This is a genomic window from Microcoleus sp. Pol12B3, from assembly GCF_036701355.1.
In the GTDB taxonomy this organism is placed as follows: Bacteria; Cyanobacteriota; Cyanobacteriia; order Cyanobacteriales; family Microcoleaceae; genus Microcoleus.
In genome coordinates this window covers 1-16,871 of sequence record NZ_JAUBQS010000090.1, presented here as the reverse complement: position 1 = coordinate 16,871, position 16,871 = coordinate 1, and the positions used below count along the sequence as shown (strand labels likewise).

The 16,871-nt window shown below is 45.1% G+C and carries 18 protein-coding genes, 3 rRNA genes and 1 pseudogene; 12 read left to right on the top strand and 10 right to left on the bottom strand.

The genetic code is table 11. The annotated features are described in order from the left end of the window. Positions 1-151: 151 nt before the first annotated feature. The 3 genes from sufD to sufB form a co-directional block, all read right to left on the bottom strand. The gene (gene sufD / locus QUA53_RS26765; protein WP_333100749.1) at positions 152-1,486 is read right to left on the bottom strand and encodes a Fe-S cluster assembly protein SufD; all 1,335 of its coding nucleotides are present in this window, start codon (positions 1,484-1,486) and stop codon (positions 152-154) included. Next, positions 1,483-2,274 (bottom strand): Fe-S cluster assembly ATPase SufC, encoded by a 792-nt coding sequence (sufC, locus tag QUA53_RS26760; RefSeq protein ID WP_333036165.1) that lies wholly within the window; start codon positions 2,272-2,274, stop codon positions 1,483-1,485. The genes sufD and sufC overlap by 4 nt, the downstream gene beginning before the upstream one ends. Positions 2,275-2,556: 282 nt before the next feature. Beyond that, complete coding sequence (gene sufB, locus QUA53_RS26755) at positions 2,557-3,999, bottom strand: Fe-S cluster assembly protein SufB (RefSeq protein ID WP_333100751.1); 1,443 nt, start codon at positions 3,997-3,999, stop codon at positions 2,557-2,559. A gap of 188 nt (positions 4,000-4,187) precedes the next feature. On the opposite strand from sufB, the gene sufR reads away from it, so the two are divergent. The 10 genes from sufR (at position 4,188) to QUA53_RS26705 (ending at position 7,923) form a co-directional block, all read left to right on the top strand. Then, a complete protein-coding gene (gene sufR / locus QUA53_RS26750) occupies positions 4,188-4,886 on the top strand; it encodes an iron-sulfur cluster biosynthesis transcriptional regulator SufR (protein WP_333100754.1) in 699 nt (232 codons plus the stop codon). Positions 4,887-5,002: 116 nt separating this feature from the next. Further along, the gene (locus tag QUA53_RS26745) at positions 5,003-5,410 is read left to right on the top strand and encodes a hypothetical protein (RefSeq protein ID WP_333100755.1); all 408 of its coding nucleotides are present in this window, start codon (positions 5,003-5,005) and stop codon (positions 5,408-5,410) included. Between the two features lie 196 nt (positions 5,411-5,606). Further along, positions 5,607-5,723: ribosomal RNA gene (gene rrf / locus QUA53_RS26740) — 5S ribosomal RNA — on the top strand. Between the two features lie 239 nt (positions 5,724-5,962). Next, positions 5,963-6,118 (top strand): hypothetical protein, encoded by a 156-nt coding sequence (locus QUA53_RS26735; protein WP_333100756.1) that lies wholly within the window; start codon positions 5,963-5,965, stop codon positions 6,116-6,118. Then, positions 6,096-6,281: a hypothetical protein gene (locus tag QUA53_RS26730; protein ID WP_333100757.1), complete on the top strand. Its 186-nt coding sequence runs from the start codon at positions 6,096-6,098 to the stop codon at positions 6,279-6,281. The genes QUA53_RS26735 and QUA53_RS26730 overlap by 23 nt, the downstream gene beginning before the upstream one ends. A gap of 45 nt (positions 6,282-6,326) precedes the next feature. Further along, a 5S ribosomal RNA gene (gene rrf / locus QUA53_RS26725) occupies positions 6,327-6,443 on the top strand. A gap of 182 nt (positions 6,444-6,625) precedes the next feature. Next, positions 6,626-6,898, top strand: coding sequence for a hypothetical protein (locus tag QUA53_RS26720; protein ID WP_333100758.1), 273 nt, complete (start codon positions 6,626-6,628; stop codon positions 6,896-6,898). Positions 6,899-6,989: 91 nt separating this feature from the next. Then, positions 6,990-7,106, top strand: a 5S ribosomal RNA gene (rrf, locus tag QUA53_RS26715). Between the two features lie 135 nt (positions 7,107-7,241). After that, complete coding sequence (locus QUA53_RS26710) at positions 7,242-7,541, top strand: type II toxin-antitoxin system HigB family toxin (protein ID WP_293125902.1); 300 nt, start codon at positions 7,242-7,244, stop codon at positions 7,539-7,541. Further along, a complete protein-coding gene (locus QUA53_RS26705) occupies positions 7,525-7,923 on the top strand; it encodes a transcriptional regulator (protein ID WP_333100759.1) in 399 nt (132 codons plus the stop codon). Before QUA53_RS26710 ends, QUA53_RS26705 begins: the two co-directional genes overlap by 17 nt. Positions 7,924-7,933: 10 nt before the next feature. Here the strand turns inward: QUA53_RS26705 and QUA53_RS26700 are convergent, their stop codons facing one another. From QUA53_RS26700 to vapB, 3 genes are all read right to left on the bottom strand, one after another. Beyond that, on the bottom strand, positions 7,934-8,161 hold the full coding sequence (locus QUA53_RS26700) for a hypothetical protein (RefSeq protein WP_333100761.1): 228 nt from the start codon (positions 8,159-8,161) through the stop codon (positions 7,934-7,936). 130 nt (positions 8,162-8,291) lie between these two features. After that, complete coding sequence (locus tag QUA53_RS26695; protein ID WP_333100763.1) at positions 8,292-9,923, bottom strand: AAA family ATPase; 1,632 nt, start codon at positions 9,921-9,923, stop codon at positions 8,292-8,294. 70 nt (positions 9,924-9,993) lie between these two features. Continuing rightward, entirely contained in the window at positions 9,994-10,218 is a 225-nt protein-coding gene (gene vapB, locus QUA53_RS26690) for a type II toxin-antitoxin system VapB family antitoxin (RefSeq protein ID WP_333100774.1), read from the bottom strand. Positions 10,219-10,411: 193 nt separating this feature from the next. On the opposite strand from vapB, the gene nadC reads away from it, so the two are divergent. Continuing rightward, on the top strand, positions 10,412-11,275 hold the full coding sequence (gene nadC, locus QUA53_RS26685; protein ID WP_333100765.1) for a carboxylating nicotinate-nucleotide diphosphorylase: 864 nt from the start codon (positions 10,412-10,414) through the stop codon (positions 11,273-11,275). A gap of 281 nt (positions 11,276-11,556) precedes the next feature. Here the strand turns inward: nadC and QUA53_RS26680 are convergent, their stop codons facing one another. Together QUA53_RS26680 and QUA53_RS26675 are read right to left on the bottom strand one after the other, a co-directional pair. Beyond that, complete coding sequence (locus QUA53_RS26680) at positions 11,557-12,591, bottom strand: C39 family peptidase (RefSeq protein ID WP_333100766.1); 1,035 nt, start codon at positions 12,589-12,591, stop codon at positions 11,557-11,559. Positions 12,592-13,088: 497 nt separating this feature from the next. Continuing rightward, the gene (locus QUA53_RS26675) at positions 13,089-14,417 is read right to left on the bottom strand and encodes a pitrilysin family protein (protein WP_333100768.1); all 1,329 of its coding nucleotides are present in this window, start codon (positions 14,415-14,417) and stop codon (positions 13,089-13,091) included. Positions 14,418-14,639: 222 nt separating this feature from the next. Here QUA53_RS26675 and QUA53_RS26670 point away from each other — a divergent pair, with 222 nt between their 5' ends. Further along, a complete protein-coding gene (locus tag QUA53_RS26670) occupies positions 14,640-15,527 on the top strand; it encodes an ABC transporter permease (RefSeq protein WP_333249212.1) in 888 nt (295 codons plus the stop codon). Positions 15,528-15,533: 6 nt separating this feature from the next. Here QUA53_RS26670 and QUA53_RS26665 read toward each other — a convergent pair whose 3' ends face one another. Then, positions 15,534-15,875 (bottom strand): hypothetical protein, encoded by a 342-nt coding sequence (locus QUA53_RS26665; protein WP_333100776.1) that lies wholly within the window; start codon positions 15,873-15,875, stop codon positions 15,534-15,536. A 104-nt stretch (positions 15,876-15,979) separates the two neighbouring features. Further along, positions 15,980-16,683: pseudogene (locus QUA53_RS29385) on the bottom strand (IS1 family transposase). Positions 16,684-16,871: the final 188 nt, after the last annotated feature.

The following is a 16,871-nucleotide window of genomic DNA, read 5'->3' as shown; positions in this document are numbered from 1 at the left end:
GGTATTTTAAAGTCCCAAAAGCCTTTCGATCCAACTTATTTGCTCGCTACCCCTTGACAGATCAAGACAGTATCTACAGGCTGTTAAAAATGGTGCAAGATGTTGTAGGGACACAGCACTGCTGTGTCCTCTGTATCCTCATTGGTATGAGTTATCCTTGGACAGCCACGCAGGTAGAAAGCATTTTCGCCACGCCCAGAATCGGTAATTGATTGAGCATTTCCGCCGCAAAAGCATCAATCAGCAAATAGCGGCTTCTTTCTAAATCCAAACCGCGACTTTGCAAGTAGAAAAGTTCATCATCTTCTAACTGGCTGACAGTTGCACCGTGGGAACATTTAACGTTGTCGGCGACAATTTCTAACTGCGGCTTGGTATCTACGCGAGCTCTCGGCGACAGCAACAAATTCCGGCTTAACTGTCCCGCATCGGTCAATTGTGCGGCTTTGCGAACGAAAACTTTGCCGTTAAATACAGCGCGAGCTTTGTTACCGATAATGCACTTGTGCAATTGGCGGCTTGTACCGTGGGGGTGATTGAAATCGATCAAACTGTGAGTGTCTGATAACTGTTCGCCAAAAACTACGGTTAAGCCGTTGAGTGTGGTTTCAGTGCCTTCTCCGCGCTGAAATACTTCTAAATTGTGCCGCGATATTTTGCCTCCCAAGCTGATAGCATGGCTAGTATAACGGCTATTGCGAGATTGCTCGATCGCACTTTTGCCGATATGAACAACCTCCCCACCTTCCCGCTGCAGCCGAACGTGATTCACAGTGGCGTTTTCGCCGACAACAACATCCGTTACAGCATTCGTAAATGCAGGGACATTACCGATAGTTGCGTAATCCTCAATCAGCGTGACATTGCTTCCAGGCTCAGCTATGACTAAGCAGTGCGGCTGGGACATCGTGGGAGAGGCACCAGGGGCTGTCAGGAACAGCAAGTAAATCGGAAGATCGATCGACATATTGGCCGGCACGAACACCACCGCAGAATCCGCCAAACCCGCAGTATTCAGCGCGGTAAACACCTCGGTTTGCTGTCTGTGCTTGCTCAAAACCTCGCTGATGTGCCCTTGGTATTTTTCGGGTACATTGGATAGATTACCTGCGTAAAAGTCGATCGGCAAATTCGACAAATTCAGCGTTGATAAATGCGGCGCATAAAAACCATTGACAAAGACCAATCTCAATGGTAAATCTGCCTTATCTTTCACAGGGATCGTAATATCAGACAGCTTAATTTCTGACTGATTGCTGGTCGGCAAATGCAACGGAATTTGTAACAGCGGCGACAAATCAGTAAAACGCCATTCTTCATCCTTAACTGTCGGAAAAGGAGAAGAAAGCACGTATTGAGCCGCAATGTCCCGCAAATCATCCAACCCGTAAACAGAACTTTTGAGATGAGCAGCACCCAACTTTTCGCACTGATTTACCAAGCCAGTCAAAAATATTTCTCTAGTAGCAACTTGCGTATTCATCATCGCGCGCCTACTCCTGCTGCTTCCTCTTCCACAACCCAGTCATAACCGCGCTCTTCCAATTCGAGCGCCAACTCTTTCGGGCCAGTCAAGATAATTCTGCCCGCTTCCATGACGTGAATAAAATCAGGAATAATGTAATTCAGCAACCGCTGATAGTGAGTAATCACCAACATCGAATTTTCAGCCGTTGACAACTGATTCACACCGCCGGCGACAATCTTGAGAGCATCGATATCCAAACCCGAATCAGTCTCATCCAAAATAGCTAATTTCGGTTCCAAGAGCGCCATTTGCAAAATTTCATTCCGCTTTTTCTCGCCGCCGGAAAAACCCTCATTAACACTGCGGCCTAAAAAAGAATCATTCATCTTGACAATATCCAGCTTGTCCTCGATTAAATCTTGGAAATCAAAAGCATCCAATTCTTCCAAGCCGCGATGTTTGCGGTGAGAATTGTAAGCCACGCGCAAGAAGTCCAGATTGCTAACGCCGGGAATTTCCAAAGGATATTGAAAAGCCAGAAATACGCCAGCCAGAGAACGTTCTTCCGGCGCTAATTCCAGCAAATTTTGGCCCAAAAAAGTAACTTCTCCGCCCGTTACCGTATAAGCAGGATGACCAGCTAATATCTTGGATAAAGTGCTTTTTCCCGAACCGTTCGGGCCCATAATCGCGTGAATTTCACCAGATTTAATTTCCAGATTCAAACCCTTAAGGATTTGGGTATCTTCCACATTCGCTGTTAAATCGCGGACGGATAGCACCACTTGACTATTTTCTACAATCATCTATTTTTGTCCTTTTCCTCAATGCACTTTACAGTTTTTTCTTCTCGTTCCTAGGCTCTGTCCCTTGGTGACCAATTAACGTTAAACCGATAGTCCGCCAGGGAATGAATTCCCTGTCTCAAAGCTAAAGTCCTCTGAAGAGGACTGAGAAGAAAATTTTTAAACTCATTAGTCCTGTTTAGAGGAGTTTAGCTATTAGCCAAGGAATTCATTCCCTGGCGGACGGGGAGCTTAAGTCGTCACCGATGGACTCGGCCTGAAAGGGTTTCTTGGCCGCGAAAATTATCCGACACTTCCTTCCAGTTTCAGACTCAACAGCTTATCAGCTTCCGCTGCAAATTCCATCGGTAACTGATTGAAAACATCTTTACAGAAACCGCTAATCATCATCGAAATAGCATTTTCTGCGGAAATCCCCCGCTGTGCGAAGAAGAACAATTGCTCTTCGCCAATCTTAGAAGTCGAAGCTTCGTGTTCCACTTTAGCAGTGTGGTTCTGCACTTGAATATAAGGGAAAGTATTCGCTTGAGCGTTATCCCCAATCAACATGGAATCGCACTGAGAGTAATTGCGAGAGCCTTTAGCATTCGGTCCCATTTTCACTAAGCCGCGATAGCTGTTGGATGAATTACCCGCAGAAATTCCCTTAGAAATAATAGTGCTGCGAGTATTTTTACCAACGTGGATCATTTTGGTGCCGGTGTCAGCTTGCTGTTTGTTATTTGTCAGCGCTACCGAGTAGAATTCGCCTACCGAGTTGTCGCCCACTAACACGCAACTCGGATATTTCCAAGTAATCGCGGAACCAGTTTCTACCTGCGTCCAAGAAATTTTAGAATTAACTCCCTGACACAAACCCCGTTTCGTCACGAAGTTGTAAATGCCGCCTTTGCCATTGGCGTCGCCAGCGTACCAGTTTTGCACTGTGGAGTATTTGATGTCAGCATTGTCCATTGTTACCAATTCCACGACGGCGGCGTGCAGTTGATTGGTGTCAAACATCGGCGCGGTGCAACCTTCTAGGTAAGACACTGAGCTGTTTTCTTCGGCGACAATGAGGGTGCGCTCGAACTGCCCGGAATCTCCGTTGTTGATGCGGAAATAGGTTGACAGTTCCATCGGGCATTTGACTCCTTTGGGAATGTAAACAAAGGAACCGTCGCTGAATACGGCGGAGTTGAGAGCTGCGAAAAAATTATCGCCGACTGGTACGACGCTGCCGAGATATTTTTCTATTAGTTCGGGATAATCTTTTACGGCTTCTGAAATTGAACAGAAAATAACACCATCTTTGGCTAACTTTTCTCTAAAGGTTGTCGCAATTGAAACGCTGTCAAAAACGGCGTCAACGGCGACATTTCCGAGCCGTTTTTGTTCAGAGAGGGGAATGCCGAGTTTCTCGAAAGTTTCTAGCAGTGTTGGGTCAACTTCATCCAAACTGTTGAGCTTTTTGGGCTTTTGTTTGGGCGCGGAATAGTAGATAATTTGTTGGTAGTCGATCGCAGGATAGTTGACGTGGGGCCAGGTGGGCTCAGTCATTTTCAACCACTGCCGGTATGCTTTGAGGCGGAATTGCAGCATGAATTCCGGTTCGTTTTTCTTGGCGGAAATCAGGCGGACTACATCTTCGCTCAAGCCGCGGGGGATGGTGTCTGATTCGATGTCGGTGACGAAACCGTATTTGTAGGGCTGGTTGACTAAGGTTTTGACTGTGGTAGAACTCATTATTTTGCGTGTTCAGTGTTCTAGATAATGCTCTCTGGATGGCAGACGGGGCAATGCCTGTCTGGGCTTGAGCGAGTTCTGCTGGACTGCTCTGGGAAGTTAAACAACAATTTTGTTGCTTTACTATATTTTAAGCTACATTAACAATAGTGATATTGTCAAAGTCAAATTAATAATTTTTTGTGAAGATGATGGAGACTACTCAGCAGACTTCCACGAAACAAGACATCCTGGAATATTTGCTCAAGGGGGGGCAGGGGACGGCTCTTGAGTTGGCGGAGTCTTTGGATATCAGCCCGCAGGCAATTCGCCGTCACTTGAAGGATTTGGAAGCGGAGGGGCTGATTCAGTATCAGTCGGTTCAGGCTGGGATGGGGCGGCCGCAGCACATTTATGAGCTTACCAGTCTGGGGCGCGATCGATTCCCGAATCGTTACGGCGATTTTGCAGTCTCTTTCTTGGATACTTTGGCGGAAACCGTCGGCCGCGAGCAAGTGATTACTATCCTGCGAAAACAGTGGCAGCGCAAAGCTACGGACTATCGGCGGCTAGTCGGTACGGGTTCGCTGCAAGAACGGGTGACTAAGTTGGTCGAGCTTCGCAGGGCTGAGGGTTACATGGCTGAGTGTTATCCTGTAGAATCTGTAGAGGTTGGGATGTGCGATCGCGCTGGTTTGGACGATCGATTTGTGTTGATGGAACACAACTGCGCGATTTCTAATGTTGCTGAAACTTTTCCGAGTGTCTGCGGTAATGAGTTGGAAATGTTTGCAGCGGTTTTGCCGGATTGTATTGTGGAGCGGACTCACTCGATTATTAATGGGGAACACCGCTGCGGTTATTTGATTGCAAGAAGGAAGGAAGAAGTTCGGCAACGGATTTTGTAACGGATTTAACGGATGTCACGCATGGAAGTTCGACAACGGATGAGTGTAAGGGATATCACGGATGTCAGGGATTACCAATTACCGATTACCGATTAGCCATTACCAATTTTTAATATATGGAACCGCTAGCAGATTTTTTAAAGCCGGAAGAGTGTGCGGAAGTTGATATGGCGCTGTTGTCGTCGAAGGAAAAGTTTTCGGCGCGGGTGGCAATTTATGCTTTGAGGGTGCTCAAGCAAATTGCTGAGGAGACTGGGAAGCCGGTGGCTGAGGTGACTAATGGGCAGGTGATGGATTGGATTAAGAATGATGAGAGTATTAAAGGGTCGATCGAACTTGATGCTAGTTTTGAAAACTTTTTTACGAATTTGGTCGTTGCGTCTTTGCGGCCTTTGAGGCAAATTGCGACAGAATCGGGAGGGGCGATCGAACAATTAACAGTTAAGCAGGTCGTGGCTTGGTTTGTGAAGGACGGGAAAATTCGCAGAGAACAGGGAAGCGAGGCAGCTTTTTTAGATTTGTGAGTTAAAGGTCGATCGACCGCACCCCCAAACTAGACCTCAAACCCTGATAATTCCATCGGTTTCGGGCGATCGAAAAAAAGTTTTGACGAAGGGGTTGACAGAAAAAGGAAAAGTTGATAAGGTAATTAAGTCGAGCGAAAGAGATGCAGCGCATCAAACTGAACGCAGACACAGGATAAAAAGTTTTCAAAGCTTTCCTGGTGCTTATGATGTAATGGAACCACTCCGATCCATCCCGAACTCGGTTGTTAAACGTTGCTATGGCGAAGATACTCGGCGGGTCACTGCCCGGTAAAATAGCTCAGTGCCAGGTTAATAATAAATTAAAGCTCTTTTCCCGCAACAACGGAAAAGGGCTTTAGTTTTTTGGGCAGTTATTACTCATCTACACAACAGCAAGTCTTGGGCAACCGGATGCCTAACCCCAACTTCCCACAAGAATTGTTGGAGAGGTATTTGGTGCGAGTTTTGTAGAAATCTCAATATTCTGGGCCAGGAACAGATTTTGGGTCGATCGAACTTGATGCTAGTTTTGAAAACTTTTTTACGAATTTGGTCGTTGCGTCTTTGCGGTCTTTGAGGCAAATTGCGATAGAAGCCGAGAGTGCGATCGAACAATTAACAGTTAAGCAGGTTGTGGCTTGGTTTGTGAAGCACGGGAAAATTCGCACAGAGCAGGGTGTGGATGCGACGTTTTTGGACTTGTGAGTTAAAGGTCGATCGACCCCACTGGCAAATAATACGTCACACTCGGCTATTGGGGACGGTTTCGGGCGATCGAAAAAAAGTTTTGACGAAGGGGTTGACAGCCTGGGGAAAACTTGATAAAGTAATTAAGTCGAGCGAAAGAGATGCAGCGCATCAAGCTTAGCATTAAGCAGAACGCAGACACAGGATTAAAAGTTTTCAAAGCTTTCCTGGTGCTTATGATGTAATGGAACCACTCCGATCCATCCCGAACTCGGTTGTTAAACGTTGCTATGGCGAAGATACTCGGCGGGTCACTGCCCGGTAAAATAGCTCAGTGCCAGGTTAATAATAAATTAAAGCCCTTTTCCCGCAACAACGGAAAAGGGCTTTAGTTTTTTGGTGAGTTATTACTCATCTACACAACAGCTCGTCTTGGGCCATTTGTAGAAATCTCAATATTCTGGGCAAGGAACAGATTTTGGGTCGATAGAACTTGATGCCAGGAAGGAAAAATTTTTTACGAATTTGGTAATTGCGTCTTTGCGGCATGAGAGGCAAATTGCGATGGAAGCCGAAAGGGCGATCGAACAATTAACAGTTAAGCAGGTTGTGGCTTGGTTTGTGAAGGACGAGAAAATTCGCAGACAGCAGGGTGTGGATGCGGCGTTTTTGGACTTGTTAGTTAAAGGTCGATCTGCCCCACTGGCAAATAATACGTCCAACTCGGCTATTGGGGGCGGTTTCGGGCGATCGAAAAAAAGTTTTGACGAAGGGGTTGACAGACAAAGGCAAACTTGATACATTAATTAAGTCGAGCAAAAGAGATGCAGCGCATCAAGCTTAGCATTAAGCAGAACGCAGACACAGGATAAAAAGTTTTCAAAGCTTTCCTGGTGCTTATGATGTAATGGAACCACTCCGATCCATCCCGAACTCGGTTGTTAAACGTTGCTATGGCGAAGATACTCGGCGGGTCACTGCCCGGTAAAATAGCTCAGTGCCAGGTTAATAATAAATTAAAGCTCTTTTCCCGCAACAACGGAAAAGGGCTTTAGTTTTTTGGTGACTTACAGATGTTTATAATATGACAAGTGCGTAAGTCCAGAACAAAATCTGGTGTAGTTGGGAAAACAAGGGTGAAATGCGTGTTATCAGCCGAAAAATCCTGCGAGATTTCTGTGAAAGCCATGCCGATTCCTGCGATGCACTTTATGACTGGTATAGAGTTTCAAGTAAAGCCCAATGGCAGAACCTAATTGATGTTCAGCAGATTTATCCAAAAGCTGAGTCAGTCGGAAATTTTACCGTATTTAATATTAAGGGAAATCGATATCGGCTGATTGTTGATTTGGTTTACGTTTCTCAAAGAATCTACATCAAATATGTTCTGACTCACGCTGAGTATGATAAGGATGAGTGGAAAAATGATCCGTACTTTTGATGCAAAATCTTATACAGATTTACTTGTTCGGTATCAACCCAAACCGATCGCAAATGAAGCAGAAAACGAGGCCGCGATCGCTCTGGCTTGCGAACTGGAACACCGCCCTATGCGATCGCTGGAGGAAGAGCTATTTCTGGAGCTTTTGATAACCCTGATTGAAAAATTTGAATCTGAAAATTATCCGATTCCTGCAGGAAATGCTGCTTCAATGTTGCAACATTTAATGGATGCGAGAAATTTGGACAAATCAGATTTGATTCCTGTTTTGGGAACGGAAACAGAGGTCGATCAAGTTTTGGTTAGTGGAAGGGCGATCGAAATAGATGAAGCCAGAAAATTAGCAGAGTTTTTCCACGTTGATATTAGTTTGTTTCTCTAATCGCGAGCCGCTAGTTGTTGAGTAGGAGTTGCTGATATTCGCTCTCCGGCTGATTAATCATTAGTTTTAAGCGATCGACTTCCTCGAACCCTTTAGCCCAACCTTTAGCAATATCGTCTGGGAGTTTGGGTTCAGCTATTCTATTTTTGTGCTTGTGCATCACAAAGTCGATGTAGTCGCTGACTTCTGGCAAGAATGATTCTGGAAGTGGCTGCAATAAGGGCGAGCGTAATATCACAAATACTTATCATAATTGCCCCTTATTGAAGTTGTTTTTATTTTAACACAATCATAACAATAAAGGATGTGTGAGAGAAGTTAGGGTTAGGGTAAACAAATCGAATTATTACATAAATAACTGTATGCAATCATACTGCCTCAATGTCAGAAGCTAGCGTGCCGAAGAGAGATTTTACAAAAATTAGAGCCTCTTTGTCATCTATTAAGAGTTTCCGTACAGCCCCCTCATACTGTTTACAGTTTTGGAATCCCAGAGCCTTTGCAATCTTATCTAAAGCGGGTGTTTCACGAACTGGATATCGGGAAATTATTTCTGCCACATTACCAGCATTAAGTGCGTATTGTAGCCTTTCGTACTCTTGTTTTACAAACTTAGCCACATCGATAGAAACATTTATGGGTATCCCATCCTTAATGTCTTCTTTTTTAGGCAGATTCCGAAAAAACTCCTCACGAATTGCCTTTTCAGCAGTTCGGTCACTCAGACGCTTAATACATGGCTTGATTGCCTCGATTGCAGCGATTTTGGCACTAGCAAGGAGTTTAGATTCATCATTTCCCGTAACGACTGCATGGCGTTGTGCAATAAGGTCTTGAATATGTGGATGGTAATATATCGACTCAACTGAGAAGACCGGAAGGGCATATATGCCCTTCTCCTTAAGCCGATTAATGTCAGCTTCTGGTCGCCGATCATTATCAACAATGCCCAAAGCATGAACCCAGTGAAGGTTGGCAGAGTCCCGGATGCTAGAAACGGTATGTTCGACATCTCGACAGCTTGATTTGGCAATAATGGAGACATTTGGAAACACTAGACTGTAAAGTGGCTTATCAAGGCTGTTCTCAGTGCCTTCTATAAATAGAATCTTTCTACGCCCACCAAAGATATCCTTCTTGATGTCATCATCAATCTCTGTTTCGGGGGGAACAATATCTACGTCCCAACCACTTACAGAAGATCCCGCGTAGGTGCAGCCCCGAATGAGCAAGGTACGCGCACTCGGATTGTCGAGGGGCAGCATCACATCATGTGTAGATACGATGAATGCACAATCATCTCGCTTAGAGAACAAATGTGTCAGCAGTGGTGAAATGATGGAGCGATGAAGGTGGCGCTCCGGCTCATCAATTAGCACTAAAGTACCACTCTTAACGGTTAACACGTTCGCTGCGATTAGCAAGGCATTACGTTCGCCGTCTGAAAGCTCCGCAACGCTGTAAGGAGTACCTCCACATTTGCTTGCAATTACCTGATCGTTTTCACCGACAGATATCTCAATAGGAATATTTGAAAGACGTAGAAGCTCATTGATAATCTTTATAGGAGCATCTTCTTTGGAAAGAGTTTTTGCATACTCCATATTCTGGCTATCGACTGCACCAGCAATTGAGCGAGCACGTACGTTCTCAGCGTCAATGAGGTCATAAATCGAAATACTTGCACGTTGGCTAGCATAATCGTCTTTCCAGCGTGAATCTAGATTAGTATCCCCACTTCGCATATTGTTTTCAAAATTTCGCTTTTGCTGAGACGATAAATCCATTGTGGTGGAAGAAAACCAAGTTTGGCGATGCGCCGATATCCGTCGCACATTATTATTAGTCTGACCATAATAATGAAGGCTCATATATAAATGTTGCATCAGACTGGACTTTCCGGTGCCGTTAGCACCCATAATAAAAACTTTGTCTCCCACGTTGATAGTGATATTGAGTGGTTCACCTGTAGTTCGAGGAATATTAAAATCGAAGGACATGATTACGTTACCATTTAGACTGTTGTCATTTTAGACAATACTTCTACTATAACAATCTCGTCAAGCAGAGTTAATCATTTAAATCTTCGATAGGTTCATCAAAATCATCTGATATCCTGATTTTATCTTTCCAAATTCCAAGTCCGCCTCGCTTTGTGGGCGTTTCTTGGGTTGAGTTTTTAGCCTGCTTTTCAATCAAAAACTCAATATAATGAAGCACTTCTGTCTGAAGAGACTCAGGGAGTTCTGCTAATTTTTCTAAATGACTGGCTGTATCATGGTTTCTACTCGCGATCGATACCCATCCACTCCATTAAAGCACTAACGCCCAACGTCAGCAACAGAATAACCCATTATCTAGTACGCTCGCCCCCGCCTCCCAAATCCCGATCGCACTAACACCATCATCATTGTGCAACTTGCTTAAAATTACCCGATCGACTATTCTTCCTAGTAGATATCATCTTGATATAACAACCGACAAAAACATGACAGCAATATTACCGCCTTGGATAGTTTTAGACTCCCTACTGCACAACTGGCTACTAGAAGATATCGGTAGGGGCGATCGCACAACATCGGCCTTATTTCCCGCAAACAGCATCCAGGGTACAGCTAAATGGATTGTCAAAGAAGCTGGAGTCATTGCCGGATTGCCAATTGCCGATCGCACCTTTAAACTTTTAGACAGCAGCCTCAGTTTCAGCCCCCAAGTACCGGAAGGGAAACTGTGCCAAAAAGGAGAAGTAATCGCAGAGATTTCCGGCAATTTCGATGCGCTGCTAACCGGAGAAAGAGTAGCATTAAACTTGGCAATGCGTTTGAGCGGCATCGCTACTTTAACTCAGAAATATGTTGACAAAATTGCCGATTTACCAGTGCAATTGGTGGATACGCGCAAGACAACACCGGGATTGAGATTGTTGGAAAAATACGCAACTCAAGTCGGCGGTGCTTGCAATCACCGGATGGGATTAGATGACGCGGTGATGGTGAAAGACAATCACATTGCGGCGGCTGGGGGAATTGCAGAGGCGATCGCCCTAATTCGCAATTCTATCCCCTATCCGCTGACAATCGAAGTCGAAACCGAAACTCTGGCTGAAGTAGAGACAGCTTTGCAGCACAAAGCGGATATTATCATGTTAGATAATATGTCCTTTGATTTGATGCGGCAGGCTGTGGTAATAATTCGCCAAAAAAGCGATCGGGTAAAAATTGAAGCTTCCGGCAATGTTACTTTAGAAACAATTAGGAGTGTAGCCGAAACCGGAGTTGACTATATTTCTACCAGTGCTCCGATTACGCGATCGACTTGGCTGGATTTGAGCATGAAAATTCAAAGTCATTAGTCATTAGTCAGCAGTCATTAGTGATATAAAATATTGCCAATACCAAATCAATCTTTAATAGCCATTTTACTCTTGTGTCTCCCTCTGCTCCGACTTCGTTTGACTATTAAGCGATTTGAATCGCCGAATAATTCCAGAGGCAACTTACAGCAGATTCCACGCAAATAGAGTACACCTTAATCCCAAACACTTACCAAAATGGTTGACAAACCCTTGCAACCGTACTCCATAAACCTGGAAATTGCTGTATCTCTTAGCTAATGACTAATGACTAATGACTCTTAACAATGATTTGAGATAAAATGAACCCAAAAATTCCCGTCAGGCATACAGAGGCTGCGGATTAAGCGGTAAGTATAGTGCAAGTAAGCACCGCTGATACTTGTATCGTAGCCACTTCGGAACCACTCACCATAGGGATCGTGAACGAAGAATCCCTCGCTGTCGTAGCCTGAGGCAACTATAATGTGACCGAAAGACGTGAAGTATCCGTGGATGACAGCGGGATTTCCGCTGGCTAGCCAATCTTGAACGTCATCAATAGTTGCATTCTCGGTAAAGAAATCTTGAGCGCCGTAATCTCTAACAATCTTTGCTAAATCGTAGGGGTCCCAGCGACTGTAACCTTTGGCGATCGCATATTCGTAGAGTTCGTCTTCATATTGCCCGGTTTGTTTGCGCCGTGGCACCTTCAAAAAGTCCATACACATCGCTAATGAAGTTACATTGCAAGAACCTGTAGGATTATTCAAGTTATCCAGTTGCGATCGATAAGGAATGCCAAGCCTGACAGTTGGGGGATTCGGTTTGGGAAAAAACAGAACGCTCTCTTGAGTAATTTGAGCGTGGGCTCCAAAAACATACCAAATTCCTGAACCTTTGAAAGACTCGTTGCGGAGAGCAACTCTGATGTGACCGCGAGCCGGAGCAAAAGCCAGAATCTCAAACTCTTTTCCGGCTGGTATTACTTGTTTTTCCGAGTCGTGAAGTTGAGAAGACGCCAGCGGTTTTGATTTAAAAATGGTGTCTCTGAGCGTTTTCAGGATCAGCGGATGTGTGGGAATCTCCTCTGGTTTGGTTTCAATCAGCTTTTTGGCTGTGACTGCTCCCAAAAAACCCGGTTCGCCGCACTTCATCAGAGTTTGAAATCGGTGGAGGGTGGCCGTAGAGAGAGGGCCAAAAATTCCGTCTACGGGAGGCTTCAGTAAACCCAGGTCAATGAGGCGGCTTTGAATTTGACCACTGAGTTCGTCGTCTGCAGCAATTGCTTTGGCATCGTACCTAATTTTTGAGTTGAGAAAGTTTTGTAATTTCATGCTTGCGTGCCCCTGTCAATCGATTTTAGATTCTAGATTTTAGATTTTAGATTTTAGAATTACGATCGCCGATAAATCCGGTTTCCCTAGACTAAATTGCTTGCTCGTCCATAATTCCCAGTTTATCGTCTCATAAAATTACGGTAATTTTACCGAGCAATCGATTTTAGATTTTACATTTTAGATTTTAGATTTTAGATTTTAGAATTACGATCGCCGATCGATCCGGCTTCCCTAGACTAAATTGCTGACTCGTCAATAATTCCCAGTTTCTCGTCTCATAAAATTACGGTAATTTTGCCGATCGTCCGTACCTTAAAGGCTTCATATTAATTATTTGATACAAAACCTTCAAGGCGAGGGCCGATCGAATTTCACGCACTATTGACTAAAAATCCCTCGTGCGCGTTGACATTGTTTCTGCCGAATGCCGAATGCCGTTGGATGCCTCAAAACCAGAGGGATGGCAGAATTCCCCTGTTGAGGCGAAGTCAGATTTATGCTTCGTCCGGGCGAATTACCACAACACCCATCGCGTCGGGAGAGAGATATTTGACGGCGGCTTCTCGGAGATCCTCGGCAGTCTGAGCTTGGATGCAGGCGGCATAGTTGAGCGCGGGAGCGATATCTCCTACCATCGACTGATAGTAACCGTACAAACTTGCTCGATCGCTCGGAGTTTCGTTACCAAAGATAAACCGATTTGCTACTTGAGTGCGGATGCGGGAAATTTCGGCATCTGTCACCAGTTCGGTTTGGAGAGTGCGGATGTGTTGGACGATGGCAGCTTCCACTGCTGCCAAGTTTTCTGTCGGTAGTTGAGCGGAAATTGAGAATACACCGCCAAGTCGCTGAGTCATGTTGCTGACCGAAATTGACGAGACTAGCCCTTTTTCTTCCCGCAAATCCTGAACCAAGCGAGTTGTGCGGCCGTGACCCAATATTGTCGCCAAAACGTCGAGGGCATAAGTTTCGGACATTTCCATGAAACCTGGCACTCGCCACATCACGATCAGTCGGGCTTGCTGAAGGGCAGAGTCTACAAATTCCCGGCGGACTGTTTCTGTAAACGGCGATTCTTGGCCGTAGTTCAGAATTTGGGATGCTGGGTGAAAGTTGCCGACAGCAGGCACATTGATTTTGTTGTGTTGTGCTGTACTTTTTGCTGCAAAACTGTCTGCGACAATTTCTATTAGTTGCTCGACTGGCAAATTGCCGACAGCTACGGCTGTCATGGCCCCTGGCTGATATCTGCTGCTGTGGAAATCCCGCATTTGTTGCGCTGTCAACTGTTCGATTACCGCAGTCGGGCCGAGTACCGGTCGCTTGTAGGGCAGGACTTCAAAGGCTAATTCCATCGATCGCTGATAGGTACGGCGGCGGGGATTGTCTTCCGATCGTCTAATCTCTTCTAAGACTACCAGCCGTTCTCGATCGAAGGCTTCGTCGGGAATGCTGGCGTTGAGCAACACATCGACTTGCAGGGGAGCTAGTTCGGCAAAATCTTTAGGAGCTGTGGTGATGTAATAGTTAGTGTAATCTTGGCTGGTGGCAGCATTGGTGACAGCGCCGCGCTGCTCGATCGCGCGCTCAAATTCGCCACTGGGAATGCTGGGAGTTCCCTTAAAAATCATGTGTTCTAAAAAGTGAGCCATCCCGTTAATGTCGTCGGGTTCGACGGCTGAGCCTAAATTGAGCCACACACTGAGGTTAACAGCATCGACCGGCAAGTGTTCGGCTATAACGGTGAGGCCGTTGGGGAAATGGCGGATTGTTGGGGCGTTGAGAGGCGATCGAGCTGATGTTTTGAGTAGGGTTGATGTCATTTGGCTTTTAAATTTATCTTGTTCTCTATATCTTAAAGGGTCTTGAAGGAAGGGCTCAGGCATTCGGCATTTGGCGCGAAAAAGTAATTGGATGTGGACGGTAATGGACGCACCGAGTTTTTGGTCTCCCGGAAGAAGTCTTGTTAACGTATTTCTGCGATCGCGATCGTTAATTTATCCTAATAGTTGCCCAAGTCCTCTGTTTTTTGGTGACAGCATTCGATGGAAAATCGAAGATTGAATAAAAACTTAGTATTTCCACAACCAGCTTTTCAACGATTTTGGCGATCTACTTCGGGGAAAATCGGCTTAATTTTGACTGTAGCGCTGATGATCTCGGCACTGTTGGCCCCCCTACTTTCTCCTTACGATCCGGCGGTCGATCGAGATTATTTGTCGCGCTTGGTGGCTCCTAGCGCTAAACATTGGTTTGGCACCGACGGTTTGGGGCGAGATTTGTTGGTGCGGGTGTGGCACGGATTGGGGATCTCTTTAGTAGTCAGCCTGGTTTCTGTGGGTGCGGGTTTAATTGTGGGAGCGCTTTTGGGGCTGGTGGCCGGGTATTTTCGGGGGTTGCTGGAAATTGCGATCGGCACTTTGGCGGATATTTTGCTAGCTTTTCCTTCAATTTTACTGGCGATCGGCGTTGTTACCGTCACCGGGCCGAGCCTGCAAAGCGTAATTATCGCTGTCAGCCTCGTGCAAATTCCGATTTACATCCGCTTAACTCGCAGTATGGTGCTGTCTCTGCGGGAACAAGAATTTGTTTTGGCTGTCAAGGCCTTGGGCGCCAGCGACTTGCGGATTATTTTTCGCCACATTTTGCCGGGAAGTCTCGCGCCTCTAGTTGTACAAGCAACTCTTTCGACTGGTACGGCGACACTAGAAGCTGCCGGTTTGGGTTTTTTGGGTTTGGGCGCACAGCCGCCGGTTCCTGAGTTGGGGACAATGCTTTCTGATGCTTTTAAGGGCGGATACGCTCTTTCGTCTCCTTGGACTATTTTGTTTCCCGGTTTGCTGATTACCTTGACTGTTCTGGGTTTCAATCTTTTGGGCGACGGGCTGCGAGACGCTTTAGACCCCCGATCCAATGCTGCGGCAAGGAAATAGCAATATTCAGGACTTACACAGCAAGCACAGTATTTGACACTGTGCCTCCTCTAAAAATTGTTCAGGTATGCTCAAACTTTTGGCGGGAGTTGAAGCCATTTCAAAGTCGTAGCCTGGGCTGCCGACTGAGGTGATACCCGCTATGACTGGCTGCATTAAGATTGACCCGGATAGGCGACTGTCGCGCCCGATCGCGATCGTTAATTCTGCGACTGATTTATTGACTTTTTGCACCAGCCAACTCACAAAAGCTTGACCCAAAATTGTCGCCATTTCCGGGGTGGGGTTAACCTGTTCCTCTGGAACGCCTTCGAGGGCGATACCGCGAAGGTCTGAACCATGTTGCAGCTTTTTTCAGTTATAGTTTGGCAAAATAATCAATAGTATTTTGGTAGTCCTGCATAGTAATGATAATCAAGCTTTTGGCTCTCTACATAAACTAGCGTTGGTAGTCATGCACAGTAAGGATATCGTTTTCTTATGCAAAAATTATAATGAGGTCCACAGTTAAAAAGTGCCCCAATATGGTGAAAGCAGTTTTTTGAGAAAGACAAGGTTTTACGAACCAAACGATAAATTCGCTGCCGTAAAGTATTATTAAGTCTTTCATTATGACTGGTTTTTCCCGATTCTTTACCTAAAAGTCGCTGTCTTTTAAAAGGTAGCACTTCTGAATAATATTCCCAAAAATCTGTATAACAAACAGCACATAGTCTATAAACAGGAGGTAAAGATTGGCAGAGCATGGACGCAGATTTTTTTGAGCGCTCTTCAATATAAAGTCCAACAATTTTACGGGTATTTCGATCGAAAGCTATCCAGAGCCATTGCTTTTTTCGCTTGTTTTTGACTATTGACCGCATTTCATCTACCTGTAAATTCAATGAACCTTTCTGTTTTTTAATCACCCAAATTTTTCCAGAAATTTCGGCATACTTTTTATTTACATAATTCTTAAGCCCTCGAAGGGATACCGCCGTATATCTAGCAATTCCGGCTCAAGAAGTTTTTTATAAAATCAGCCGCTCCATTAAGGATTTAGTTTAGGAGTGAAAGCTGCTTGTATTGAGATTTTTAAATCTTCCTGCAGACTACAATCTTTACACTTAAATCGCTGTTTCATGTAATAACTTTTTCCATTTCTAATAAAAAACAGCTTTTAAAATTAGGACATTCTATACTTTTAATTCGGAAATTTATGTTGATTTAATATTAAACCGTTACTGTGAATCACTGGAGTTTAGACTAAATAAGCCTTAAAGCGTTGTGTGTCTCAACCCCAGAACGTTTATTTAGCAACGGCAACGGTCGCACCGCGAGCAAGCTATGAGGCTCAACGATGAG

Coding starts and splice junctions, on each gene's coding strand:
- QUA53_RS26670 (WP_333249212.1), top strand. CDS start 14,640: ATGGAAAATCGAAGATTGAATAAAAACTTAGTATTTCCACAACCAGCT.
- QUA53_RS26730 (WP_333100757.1), top strand. CDS start 6,096: ATGCGACGTTTTTGGACTTGTGAGTTAAAGGTCGATCGACCCCACTGG.
- sufR (WP_333100754.1), top strand. CDS start 4,188: ATGATGGAGACTACTCAGCAGACTTCCACGAAACAAGACATCCTGGAA.
- sufD (WP_333100749.1), bottom strand. CDS start 1,486: ATGATGAATACGCAAGTTGCTACTAGAGAAATATTTTTGACTGGCTTG.
- nadC (WP_333100765.1), top strand. CDS start 10,412: ATGACAGCAATATTACCGCCTTGGATAGTTTTAGACTCCCTACTGCAC.
- QUA53_RS26705 (WP_333100759.1), top strand. CDS start 7,525: ATGATCCGTACTTTTGATGCAAAATCTTATACAGATTTACTTGTTCGG.
- QUA53_RS26675 (WP_333100768.1), bottom strand. CDS start 14,417: ATGACATCAACCCTACTCAAAACATCAGCTCGATCGCCTCTCAACGCC.
- QUA53_RS26745 (WP_333100755.1), top strand. CDS start 5,003: ATGGAACCGCTAGCAGATTTTTTAAAGCCGGAAGAGTGTGCGGAAGTT.
- QUA53_RS26710 (WP_293125902.1), top strand. CDS start 7,242: ATGCGTGTTATCAGCCGAAAAATCCTGCGAGATTTCTGTGAAAGCCAT.
- sufC (WP_333036165.1), bottom strand. CDS start 2,274: ATGATTGTAGAAAATAGTCAAGTGGTGCTATCCGTCCGCGATTTAACA.
- sufB (WP_333100751.1), bottom strand. CDS start 3,999: ATGAGTTCTACCACAGTCAAAACCTTAGTCAACCAGCCCTACAAATAC.
- QUA53_RS26680 (WP_333100766.1), bottom strand. CDS start 12,591: ATGAAATTACAAAACTTTCTCAACTCAAAAATTAGGTACGATGCCAAA.
- QUA53_RS26695 (WP_333100763.1), bottom strand. CDS start 9,923: ATGTCCTTCGATTTTAATATTCCTCGAACTACAGGTGAACCACTCAAT.